Origin of the sequence: Vibrio splendidus, from assembly GCF_001557875.1 — a bacterium.
GTDB classification, from domain to species: domain Bacteria; phylum Pseudomonadota; class Gammaproteobacteria; order Enterobacterales; family Vibrionaceae; genus Vibrio; species Vibrio splendidus_F.
Genome location: NZ_LNRF01000001.1, coordinates 836,048 through 848,135 on the forward strand (window position 1 = coordinate 836,048; position 12,088 = coordinate 848,135).

Annotated in this window: 7 protein-coding genes; 2 read left to right on the forward strand and 5 right to left on the reverse strand. The window is 45.6% G+C overall.

The genetic code is table 11. The features are described 5' to 3' along the window. Positions 1–167: 167 nt before the first annotated feature. From ATB74_RS03545 to ATB74_RS03565, 5 genes are read right to left on the reverse strand one after another with little or no spacing between them, the layout of a single operon-like run. A complete protein-coding gene (locus tag ATB74_RS03545) occupies positions 168–1,370 on the reverse strand; it encodes a type III PLP-dependent enzyme (protein WP_061016588.1) in 1,203 nt (400 codons plus the stop codon). Then, on the reverse strand, positions 1,363–3,228 hold the full coding sequence (locus ATB74_RS03550; protein WP_061016589.1) for an IucA/IucC family protein: 1,866 nt from the start codon (positions 3,226–3,228) through the stop codon (positions 1,363–1,365). Before ATB74_RS03550 ends, ATB74_RS03545 begins: the two co-directional genes overlap by 8 nt. Then, positions 3,200–4,417, reverse strand: coding sequence for an MFS transporter (locus ATB74_RS03555; protein WP_061016591.1), 1,218 nt, complete (start codon positions 4,415–4,417; stop codon positions 3,200–3,202). The genes ATB74_RS03550 and ATB74_RS03555 overlap by 29 nt, the downstream gene beginning before the upstream one ends. A 6-nt stretch (positions 4,418–4,423) precedes the next feature. Further along, positions 4,424–6,235, reverse strand: a complete 1,812-nt coding sequence (locus tag ATB74_RS03560) for an IucA/IucC family protein (protein WP_061016593.1) — start codon at positions 6,233–6,235, stop codon at positions 4,424–4,426. Next, a complete protein-coding gene (locus ATB74_RS03565) occupies positions 6,232–7,443 on the reverse strand; it encodes an ATP-grasp domain-containing protein (RefSeq protein ID WP_060980471.1) in 1,212 nt (403 codons plus the stop codon). The genes ATB74_RS03560 and ATB74_RS03565 overlap by 4 nt, the downstream gene beginning before the upstream one ends. Before the next feature lie 239 nt (positions 7,444–7,682). On the opposite strand from ATB74_RS03565, the gene ATB74_RS03570 reads away from it, so the two are divergent. Both ATB74_RS03570 and ATB74_RS03575 read left to right on the forward strand, forming a co-directional pair. Beyond that, positions 7,683–9,719, forward strand: a complete 2,037-nt coding sequence (locus tag ATB74_RS03570; protein ID WP_061016595.1) for a TonB-dependent receptor — start codon at positions 7,683–7,685, stop codon at positions 9,717–9,719. Between the two features lie 184 nt (positions 9,720–9,903). After that, positions 9,904–12,033: a TonB-dependent receptor family protein gene (locus ATB74_RS03575; protein ID WP_061016597.1), complete on the forward strand. Its 2,130-nt coding sequence runs from the start codon at positions 9,904–9,906 to the stop codon at positions 12,031–12,033. Positions 12,034–12,088: the final 55 nt, after the last annotated feature.

Genomic DNA, 12,088 nt, shown 5'->3' on the forward strand with positions numbered 1-12,088 from the left:
TTTGATGTTTGAGTCTGTAGTTGTTTGGAAAAAGGGCTACGATAAACATAAGAAAGGCGTTAGTAGACTTGAGTTTGCTAACGCCTTTTTTATTTTGTGGTCTTAGCTAGCTCCATGGAGTTTCAAATCAAACCGTCAGTTAGAAACCATAGAGCACGACGGAGTGCTTAGAAATAATGAAACACCGGAGGTTCATGCATTAAGAAGTTTTGATGTGAGATGTTCCAAGCATAAGCGCCTGCTAGGGTGAACACCACATAGTCACCGATATCGATTTGCTCGATATGTTGATTTCGTGCCAGAACATCTTTTGGAGTACAAAGCTGTCCAACCAACGTGGCTTTAGCATGGTTTATCGGATGTGAAATGGTGGGTTGTTGACTACTTTTCACGATAGCAAAAGGATGGTCATGGTTTTGTGCAGCTGGCGTACGGAAATGATGTGTTCCACCACGAGCAATCACGAAGTTCTCACCAAGGTTTTGCTTAATATCCAGTACCTCCATCACGTAATAACCGCACGGTGCGGAGATGTAGCGACCACATTCAAAACGTAGCTTCCAGTCTTGTATATGTTCTTTAGCAATCAAGAACTCCAATTTGTCGCAGAACTCCATCCAAGGAAAGTGTTGCTTCGGGTTTTGGTAATTGATTCCCATACCGCCACCTAGATTGATGCTCAGCTCATCGAGTGAGAATGCCTTTTGCCACTCTTTGACGACTTGGAAATAACGTTGCATCAAGGCGAGGTGGCGATCGACTTCAAGTTGATGTGACATTAAGTGGAAGTGGAAGCCCTTTAGCTTTATCAAAGGAAAGTCGCGCAGATACATCAAGGCGTTATTGAGTTCACCCTCGTCGAGTCCAAATGGTGTGGGTTTCCCCCCCATGGCTAACTTGCTAAGCGTGATGTCACCAATGTCTATGTTCATACGTAAGAAGATCGAAGCCGGTCGATTCAACTTCTGAGTTAAAGTACCAATGCGTTGTAACTCAGTGAGGCTCTCTACATGAATCGCATCAACATCGAGTTCAATTGCTTGCTCTAGTTCACTTGGCATTTTCCCTGGGCCACCAAAGATCAGTGGTTGATTGAGTTGTTGCTGGTGAAGGTGTGTAAGCTCTCCGCCTGATGCCGCTTCGAAACCATCAACATAAGGGGCTAAAGTACGCAGTATTGGCGCTGAAGGGTTCGCTTTCGCGGCGTAAAAGAGCTCTACGTTTTTTGGCAATACATGGCGCATCTGCTTAATGTGCTGCTCCAATGCATCGAGATCATAAAGATAAGCACATAATGGTTGAGTTTGTTGCTTGGCCAATTGGTGTATTTCTTGGTGGATGTTCTCAGGAAGTTGAGGCGAATTAAGCATGGTGAGCTCCTCTTTTATGAGTAGGCCAAGGTGCTGCTACTTGAGTGTACCCAGACTCTTTATCGGCATTTTTCATCAAACGTGTTGTGAAGTTGTTTTTGCTAGGGAAATGACCATCGTTAAGCAATACCATTAGTTCGGGTTGCTGACCATTGATCGACTGCCAGCGGACGATGGCGTCTTTTAAAGTTCCCCATAACGTATTTTCAAGTGCTGAGTCCCCCTCAGCAATAAAGAAAATCGCTTCACTGATATTGTTAATGAAGGTGCAATAGCCGATACGGTTCCAACCTTGCTCACGGCTGTAGTACACCGATTGACGAGCACGCTCTGAAAGTTGCTGAAGAGTCGCTGATGGCCAAAACTCGGGTAGCAGCTTAGTGCCTTCTAAGTCTCGAATCCATACACAGCATGGCATGTCTTTTTCAAATCCAATCAACGTATTTTGTAAATGAGGTTCAAATGCAACTCCATGCTTGAAGTAGTAGTTAAAGACGCCTGGAATCAAACAATGCAGATAGCGCTCAAACCATAGAGTGGCGACATTTTCATATTGGCTTTGTGTTGTTTGGGCTTTTTGTTTGAGTTGAGTGGCAATGCAACTGTTCCCGTCTGTGTCGTAAGCAAAGAGCGCACCCGCTAACGTTGGCTGCAAAATATCGGTTTCGCTTAAAGTGAAATTCTCTCGATATAAAATACCAAATGACTCTCGAGCCTTAATAACATCAGCATGTTCTTGTTCAGCCACAGATTCTAGATTCAATGTGGTTGCGTAAGGTTCTGTCATTACCTTGAAGACAGGATTACGTAACTGCTCACTCTCTTTGATGGGGTGCAGAATTGAGGTTAATTGAACGGCACTATCGAGCTCATACCATGCGTTCTTACGTACACAGTTGGTTAAACGTACATTGATAGAGAACTTAGCAAACCAATCCATATCTGGGTGATACAGAGTGCGCACTGATGAGGTGGGTAAGAGTGTTTCACCACCTAATCCAAGCGGGATGATTTTGCCTCGTTCAATGGCCGTTTTGACCACTGGGTTTTGCAAAAGTGTGTAACTTTCCCAAGGGTGACAAGGGTAAAGCATGGTAGTTGCTGGTTTGTCTTCGTCAGGTGCAAGTTGTTCAAGCATGGTCGTTGGTGAGGTTCGGTCATCTGAACTCAAGACGTCGAGCAACGCAGTATCCACCTTAAACCAATACAAAGGAACTTTCGCTCCAACCTCAGGGGAGCACGCTAGCAGATCATCGATACTGACACCTGATCGACTCTTTGGCGTTGGGTGAAAAGTATGTCCCCAAAGTAACGATTGCTCTGATGCGATAAACGCATTGTGATGCTGAGGTGATCTGTCTGAGTTTAGGAACTGCTCGGTGATCAACAAACTGTTTTCCATTTGCTCGATCAACTCGTGATTGAATGGAATCGTCAGCACTTGTTTTAGGTAACTGAGTAGAAGCGTCAGGGTTTGCGTCGCGTCCAGCTTACACCAAGCTGAGCCGGGCATTTTGGCCCAAGGTGTATCGCAGAGCTTCACTTTTCCCAGTTTGCTGGTGTACTCAACAGGTAAAACCATCAAGCCATTTTTCTGAGGCTGACTTTGGTGAGGTAGGTGAATGGCCACGCGCTGGTGAGCGTTGTAGTTTCTTTTCAAAGTTTGAGGCAGAGAGGCAGAACTGTAGCACCAATCAACCTGTTCATTGGGTATCGCGTATTCACGTAAGTAACAGTTCACCACACCCATGATGGTATTGAGTTGGGCTTTTTCTCGGTTTAGCAGTACTTTTTTATGATTTTGAAGAACTTGGTCTTCAGCGAAATATTCACTTTGAGATAATTGAGTCTGTAACATGTTGATGTCCAAATTTTGAATGGATGATCAGCGCGATAGCTGTAATGCCACTGACCAACATAGAAAGTATGAAAGGAACCTCAAGCCAGCCCAGGCTTGATATGAAAGACGCGCTTAACCCAGCCGCAACGCCCCCCCATTTAGACATAGCATCAAAGCGCGAAAATACTTTGCCGCTTTGTCGTCGATCAATTTGGTTTGCTAACGCTTGATGCAAGCCGTGATAACAGCAAACCATGCCAAGTCCGAAAACAACACGAGCAATAATCAACACTTCTTGATAAGGAGTGAGGTGCATTACGGCACTGAGTGAAAGCAAACCAAAGCCCAGCCATAAAGTACGTTGCGCTTGATTGCGTTCAAGCTGGTGGCGATCAATCCATTCTGAGAACAGATGAACTTTCCCTGCAAAGAGGAGATAAACACCATGTGGGAGGGCATACAAAAATCCAATCCACGCTTGGCTGGTCACGCCATATTGCTGCACATAAGGTGAGAAATAAGGGAACGTGACGACCATGGCGAAAGCAAAACTGAACTGCGCGCCAAACACCCAATAAAGCGTATTTAACGAATTGACTTGGCTGCATTGAGCTTTATTCGATGCCTGATCTTTTACAATCCCCTTAGATTTCGTTAAGTCATCAATGGGTAATGTTAAGGTGATCAATAGCGCGAATAGCGGCAAAGCAGACAGCCACAGATACGCGTTCAACGGGTTTGTTTCTGATAAACTCCAGCCAAGCCCAATTGGAGCAATAATTAGCGCCAGACGGGCAGAAAGCTGAGTTTTATTGAGTGATTTACCGAGTGCTTTCGCATCGTTGATTTGACTGGATAAGTAGCTGTTTGAGGCGGCCATGGTGCCACCAAAGGTTCCTTGAATGATAAGACCAAACACAAACATTGAGAGATTATCGGCTAAACCGCACAGCGCGAAGCCTGCTGCAAGCCCGAGTTGAGCACGTAATAGAGAGCGACGTCTGCCATATTTATCAGCAAACTGCCCCCAAAAACGCGCCGCAACGGCAGTGCAAAAGGTGGGTAAAATGAACAGTACCCCCGCCCAGTCCGAAGTAATGTTTGCATCCAATGTCGGCAATACCATTGGCAAAAACAACGGCATTCCTAAAGCTGCAAACGCGGCGATAAAGTGGCTTAAAAGCACGCAATAGATGAGTTTGGTCATGATGGGCTAACTCACGCTCTGCTTGATGTTTTCAAGGTAAGCGTGTTGTGCTTCTTCGCTGGTTAGCAATAAAAAGTTTGGTGCCGACAAGCCATAGAACTTATTGATATCGCTTGCGCCAGACGCCTCTTTAGACAACAAGCTCCCCGAGCTCAATAGATACTTAGCATATAGGCTGGGTGACTCAAACAACATCTCGTTTGCGAGCTTGGTGTTGTGTCCTTGTTTGCCCAATTGGCTAAGCTGTTGTGAGAGGCTATTGGCGACCATTTCATACAGATAAGCTGATGTGGCGATTCCTTTCGTCGCCATTGCTTCCACAATCGCGGCAATGTCTAACTGCAAAGTAATGGTGGTAAACATCTGACCAAGAGCAAGCTCGCTGTCTACTGTGATGCGCTGGTCTAAAAGATGATCGCATTTTACGGGCGATTGTTGCTCAAACGTTTGGAAACGCTCTGGCCAAATACGCGCTGCATCGTTGTCTTTCATGGCTAAGGTCATCTTGCCTTGCTCATCGAATGCGATGATGGCGTTCTGTTGGTTAGACTCTAAAGCGATACCGTAACGAATCCACAATGTAAGGTGCACTTTGCATAGCAGATCAACGTAATCTTTAAACCAAGTCAGCGTATCTTGCTGATAATACTGTTCGGCGAGATGTTCCAAGAACAAACGTCCGTCAGGCATTGGACTAGCAAGGGCAGCCACAGGCACCAGTGCTTTGTCTTGGAAGTAGCTCCGCGGGTATTCACGCACAATGTAAGCAAAGGTTTTATCGTCTCCAACATGGCCGCCATGCTTCTCATTACAATGGAAAAGCGTGCCGTGTAAATCTTGATCTGTTTGCTCTAAGTGCGTCAATAAACGTTCAAACCAATGCCCATCATAGAGTGTGGATGGTTTGATTAGGCGAATGTTTTTAGTACCTAAAGATCGCATGATCAGCGGCACCTTGATGTGGATCTGTGGTGCTTGATTCACGACCACAGTACGTACTGATAAAGTTGGAGTCACCTCTAGATAGGCAAGCGGAGCTTTGATAATACCGTCAGGAAGTCCATCAAGACTCCTTAGTGTCAATGGATGTGCGGGGAATAACTCATGGCTAAGAGTAAAGTCGGCGGGCAGACCCACTTGCACCATCGTTGGCCAACATTCAGGTTGTGGACTGGTCAATGTAACCAGAGACTTTTCGATTGCGAGCCAACGAAGTTCAAAGCTTTGTGCAAATTCTGGCGCAAATTGTTCTAGATCGTGATCGCTTAAGCCGAACTTAGCACGTGCTGTCGGGTAGTAAGGGTGGTCAAGATAGGATGCGATTTGATCGGCACGCAATAGCTTTTGCTCCCAACGCTCTAGTTGAGAAATCGGCAGCATGAGTGATTCGGATTGCTGACTGAAGGCGCTATCACACAATCCCTTATGTTTTTCTGCGCATTCGAGTTCTTGCAAATAACCATCTAATAACGAATGCGAGCTTTCGTGAGCGCCTGCTTTCAATAATTCGATCCAATCTTGATAGTGCTGCTGGGTTTCAACGACACCATTTCTCTCGATGAGCCAACCATCACCTTTCGAACCATCTGGTTGACCGTATACCCAACGCTGCATGTAATAGCTCGGAGTAACTGGCAGGTAGAGCGTAAAGTCTGAACCTGAAAAAATGGCCCAAATTTGATTGCGAGGATAAGAAGATAGCTTGAGTGAACTCGGGAGCTGAGATTTAAATTGGCTTTGAGAAACTAATCCGAACAAATCTTCACGTAAGCAAGTATCGACTAACCGTTGAGTGAGGTATAACGCGTTTTCATTCATGCTGTTACCTCGTTTTTTGATGTTAGATTGAAGCGAGAGATTGCCTGTTGTAGTGCGGGTTCTAGAGTTTGGCCTGAAGGAGAAACGACCGAAATTCTCGCTAAGTAATCCTTGTTGGAATAACTTTGTTGGAACGTCTCGCCAACCTTTTTAAGCACTTGCTGTTGAATGACAATATCGCCCTCTTGGTGGATGAAAGAGGTTGATGATCCTTCAATCAAACCGCTTTGTTGGGCCACTACATAGTGCACATGGGCATTGCCATCAATACGAAATGTGGGATCGATTTTGTAACCCAAGTGAAGGTTTAAGATGGAACTGAACCAATTCCCGCCACTGAGGTTATCAAGCAAAAATTCCCGGCCATCACCAATACTTCGATAGTTGATCTCGACCATTACCGGCCCCGAATCTGTGATGATGAACTCGCTATGACAGACACCAAACCCCACCCCGAACTCTTGAAGCTGACGTATACATTCATCACGGTAGTGAACGCTGTTAATACCATTCCAACTCGCAGCAGTTTCGATGAAGTAAGGTGGCGCAGAGAGTTCTACATCGAACCCACCAAGTGCGATCAAATTTTCCCCGTCGCCAATGGTTTCGACAGTGATAAGCGGACCTTGTAAAAACGCCTCAACTAAAATGGGAGTCGTAGGGTGCTTTTGCCAAAACATATCGCAATAGTTATCCAGCTCAGCCGCAGAATCGCAGCGCTGCACGTCTAAACTAGCCACACCCTCTTTGGGCTTCGCAACGACAGGAAAATCGAAATCGAATACAGGAGCGCTCTCTCGACTTAACAAAACACTTTGAGTATTAGGTAACGATTTTTCGTTGAGAACCTGACGAGTTAAGTATTTGTTTTTCGCCTTGAGCGTCACATTCCAATCTTTAGCAGGTAGGCCAAAGAACTGTGCACAGATTGCGGTTGAGGTTTGTAGGTGGTCGCTGTTGCTGAAAACAGCATGAGGTTCTAGATCTTGCTCTGTGATGATTTCGATGAGTTCAAGAGGGTTGAACACATCGCACTCTAGAATTTCATCTGGATTAAAGCGGTCATCTTCATTCGCCAGTTTTAAGTGGTTGAGTTTTTGATCAGTGACTAAAACGACGTGGAGACCCATCGCTTTTGCTGTCGGTACGAAGCCATGAGTGACTGCGTCATTCACGACATGACTCACGATAATAATCGTAGATTTCATGGGCTTTTCCTAATTTTCTAACGTTGTTGTTACCTACTCACACATGACTTCCAAGCGGTCTCTTTCAAGGTTTAAGGAAAGAGTGTTTTGTTATCACTTTGTTTTTATTGACTATTGTGTCACTACGCTTGTTGCATAAGGGAAACAAATATAGATCATAAAATTTATATTGCAAACACAAATGATATTTGTTTTCATTCGCACTGTTGTAATTTTATAAACTAAAACGGAATTAGAAAATGAACATTAGATTGGCCTTGTCCCCGCTCGCTTTGGCAATTGGAGGTGCATTAACCGCAATGACCACTATGTCAAATGTAATGGCAGCAGAAGACGTCGCGGTAGATGAAACTCTGCAAGTTATTGGGCATCAGTACGAAGGTTACGCGGAGCATATGCCGCAATCGGGTACTAAAACGGATGTTGAATGGTTGGATGTACCACAGGCAGTATCAGTAGTCACTAAGACGGAAATGCAAGACCGTGGTGCTGTACGTTTGGTGGACGCACTTGACGGTGTTGCCGGGGTTAACAACACTTTGGGGGAGGGAAGCCGAGACCAATTTGTGATTCGTGGTTTTGATGCTCTCAACGACATGTATCGTGACGGGATGCGTGATGATGGAACCCTTCAATCGTACCGAAGTTTAGCGAATATTGAACGAGTCGAAGTGGTAAAAGGCCCTGCGGGCGCACTTTATGGCCGTGGTTCTGCGGGTGGTATCATTAACTTGGTCACCAAGCGTGCTAACGGAGACAACTTTACTCACGTTAATGGCAGTGTTGGCAGCAACAATCTGTTTGTTGGTCAGGTTGACAGCTCGATGGCGTTTACTGACAAAGTCAGTGGTCGTATCAACGTGGAAAGTCGACAGTCTGATTCCTATGTAGACCACGTCGACTCGAATGATTTCTTTATTGCCCCAACAATTCGAGTGATGCCTTCTGATGGACACATTATTGATCTCGATGTTGAATATTCTCACCAAGAACTGGTGCCATATCGTGGTGTTCCATCAAAGAATGGTAAGCCTGTCGACGTCTCTGAAAGCACGTTTTATGGTGGCACGAACGACTATCAAGAGTCAGACAGCATTCGTGTTGGCGTTAATTATGAATGGCTTTTGAATAGTGAATGGGTATGGACAAACCGCGCAGCATACAACCATATCGAGCTTGAGCAAAAGGGTACGCGCCAAGGAACGGTAACTGGGAATGAAGTATCTCAGACTGTAAATAACTTCGGTTACGACCCTCGTACCACGACGACTCTTCAATCTGAGCTAGTTTGGGAAACCGATTCCAATCAAATGATGATCGGCGCGGATTATAATCAGATCAATATCGATTTAACGCTCGCAAGCGATAAAACCTTACCTCCGAAAGACATCTATAACCCTGTAGCAGGTCCAACACCGAATCCGGGTTTCAAACCTTTCCGTGATAACACGACAACGACCACCGGTGTCTACATTCAAGACGTTTACACCTTTGGTGATCTTTCAGTGATCGGTAATGTGCGTTACGACTCGATGGAGCTTGAACAGAAAAAAGCGGGCTCAGCAAAAGAGAATCTAGACGATGACAAAGTGAGCTACCGTGGTGGTTTGGTCTACCGTCTCAACAATGATATGTCAGTGTACGCAAGCTTAGCTCGTTCATGGCAATTGCCTTACTCAGGTATATACATCAACCCTAAATTAGCAGAATTCTTCCATACCGATCTAAAAGAAATTGGCGCAAAAGCTTACCTATTAGATAACGCTTTGATGCTGAATGCCGCGGTCTTCCAAATCGATCAAGAACAACCTGAAACCAATATAGACGGGGATGTTGTTTACAAGATCGAAGCTCGTCACCAAGGTATTGAGCTAGAAGCTCGAGGTCAGTTTACAGAGCAGTGGGACATTTCGGTGGGCTACAGCTATTTAGACGCGGAGAACAAAGATACAGGCAAAAAGCCAAACGATGTGTCTGATCACCTGTTTTCGCTTTGGAGCACTTATCAGTTAGATGACAACTGGCGTTTAGGTGGTGGCGTGAAATACGTAGGCGACCGTTACGCGGGTAATGATGAAGCGGTAGCGCTAGGTGACTACACCACGGTTGACTTGATGGCAGCGTACACCGCGGGTCGTCACAAAGTTCAAGCGAACGCTTACAACGTACTTAATGAGGAATACATTCTGGGTGCAACCAACGGCACGTCTGGTACTAACCAGATTGGCTACGGAGCACCAGCCGAATTCATGCTCAGCTACGGCTATCAGTTTTAAAAGCTAGTTCAGTTTTAAGAGTTAGTTCATTTCTAAGAGCTCTTTCTACTCTAAAACCGATTGATTTGTTCGCTACGAATGAGTGAACAGTTGGCCTCATTTTGAGGCCGTTGAGCCCATAGGATCAAAGCGCCGAATCGTAAACACGGCCTTTGATCCTAACTTGCCTATTTAGGAGATTTTCATGCCTTACCAGAATTTGGATGGTAAACCCTGTACTCAATCACATCAAAAGTTGCGTCTAAGTGCCCTTGCAATGGCCATCGCTTCAGTGACTTCCATGGGCGCATTTGCCGCGTCTGATCCGCAAACGACGACCATGGAAACGATTGTCGTGACGGGCAGCTTGATCGGTAATTCAGAACTTGAGGATGTGAAAGAGTATCCGGGAGCTCGTACCGTTCTGACTAATGAACAAATTAAAAAGACTGGCGCACTTTCGATTGATTCGGCCTTCCAAAGTGTACCGGGCATTAAGGTTCAAGATGAAACAGGCACCGGTGTTTTGCCTAACATCTCGGTGCGTGGTTTGAAAGCGAGTCGCAGTGGGCACGCTCAATTCCTCATGGATGGTGTTCCTCTCACACTGGCGCCGTATGGTCACACAGGACAATCAATTTTCCCAGCAACGCTGTCGATGCTTGATCGTATTGATATTGTGCGAGGCGGTGCGGCGGTTCAGTACGGACCAAACAACGTCGGTGGTGTGATCAACTTGGTGACTAAGCCTATTCCACATGAGTGGCAAACGGAAATCAGTAATCGCTTTACTGTATTCGAGGATGGCGATACGCCGCTCAATGATTTTTACCTGCGCACAGGTGGTTGGTTAACCGATACGCTAGCACTTCAAGTGGAAGGTAACTTCTTAAAAGGTGAAAGCTTCCGTGAACACTCCGACACAGATGTAAAAAACTTCCAGGCGAAATTGCAATGGTTATTGAGTGATACTCAAGAGCTACAAGCCTTCGTGCAGCGTTATGATGCTGACACCCAAATGCCCGGTGCTTTATCGCCGGATGATTACGAAAAAGATCGTACTCAGTCGAAGCGTCCATACGATGAATATCAGGGAACTTCAACGCGTTGGAGCCTGAAGTATCTGCATGACTTGAATCTTGCAGATAGTGCTGAATTGGAAATACTGACGTTTGGCCACCGTTCTGAGCGTTTCTTCCAATGGGGCTTTAATAGCGCTGGCGGCCACTGGGCGGATCCTGCATTACCATCAACCGATATTCGTACGTCACCACGTGAATTTGCTGTTTATGGTGTTGAACCTAAACTCGCGATGTACTTTGACGGAAATACCGTAACGCAAAACGTCATTGTGGGTGCACGCTACGTTAACGAAGACATTGATTACAAGCTGACTCAAACGCCAATTGCTGGTGGTGCTACAACAACCCCACGTGACTGGCACTTAGATACTGACGCTTTTGCTGGTTACATCAGCAATGAAATCGGCTTGTTCAATGACGTATTGAAAGTCACGCCGGGTATTCGTTACGAATCGATTGATATGACGTTTGATGATCTGGGTACAGCACAGAGCACAGACAATAAAGTGACGGAATGGCTGCCGGGCTTAACCGTGGCATATCATCTGACTGAGCAATGGGTTGGTTACACCAATGCACAGAAATCTTTGCGTGCACCACAAATCGCTTACATCCGTGGTAAAGGTGAAGAGGGCAGTGAGCTAGCGTGGAACTACGAGTTGGGTGCTCGCTACAACCAAGATTCAACCAGCTTTAACATTGCACTTTACCGCATTGATTTTGAAGATCAGCTGCAATGGCAAAGTGCTACCCAAACTTTCGATAACATTGGTAAAACCCTTCATCAAGGTGTTGAGCTCTCTGGTCGTTATATTCCTCAAGCGATGCAAGCTCTAAGCCTCGGCGCTGGTTATAACTATTTGGATGCGACGATAGAGGAAGAGGGTGCAAACAAAGGTAATCAACTTCCTTATACGTCTAAACATCAATTTAGTTGGGATGCGACTTACGCCTTTAGCAAGGTAGATACGACTTTGTCTGGTTACTACTTCAGCGAGTCTTACTCTGACAATGCGAACACAAGTGCCGAAGATTCAACGGGCGCGACAGGTAAAGTACCTGCCTATATGGTCTGGAACTTCAACCTAGGTTCGGATTTGTATAAGGATGAAAACAGTAAGCTGCGCATGAACCTTGCGGTGAACAACTTGTTTGATGAGGACTATTACTTCCGCGGTATTGATACCAGCCCGGTCGGTCGTTATCCAGCACCGGGACGTTCTTACACTTTGGATCTGAATTATCAGTTCTAATACGTAATTTATTGAAAGTAATAACGAATAAAAGTCGCCAATACTCTTGGCGGCT

Coding starts and splice junctions, on each gene's coding strand:
- ATB74_RS03555 (WP_061016591.1), bottom strand. CDS start 4,417: ATGACCAAACTCATCTATTGCGTGCTTTTAAGCCACTTTATCGCCGCG.
- ATB74_RS03570 (WP_061016595.1), top strand. CDS start 7,683: ATGAACATTAGATTGGCCTTGTCCCCGCTCGCTTTGGCAATTGGAGGT.
- ATB74_RS03545 (WP_061016588.1), bottom strand. CDS start 1,370: ATGCTTAATTCGCCTCAACTTCCTGAGAACATCCACCAAGAAATACAC.
- ATB74_RS03550 (WP_061016589.1), bottom strand. CDS start 3,228: ATGTTACAGACTCAATTATCTCAAAGTGAATATTTCGCTGAAGACCAA.
- ATB74_RS03560 (WP_061016593.1), bottom strand. CDS start 6,235: ATGAATGAAAACGCGTTATACCTCACTCAACGGTTAGTCGATACTTGC.
- ATB74_RS03575 (WP_061016597.1), top strand. CDS start 9,904: ATGCCTTACCAGAATTTGGATGGTAAACCCTGTACTCAATCACATCAA.
- ATB74_RS03565 (WP_060980471.1), bottom strand. CDS start 7,443: ATGAAATCTACGATTATTATCGTGAGTCATGTCGTGAATGACGCAGTC.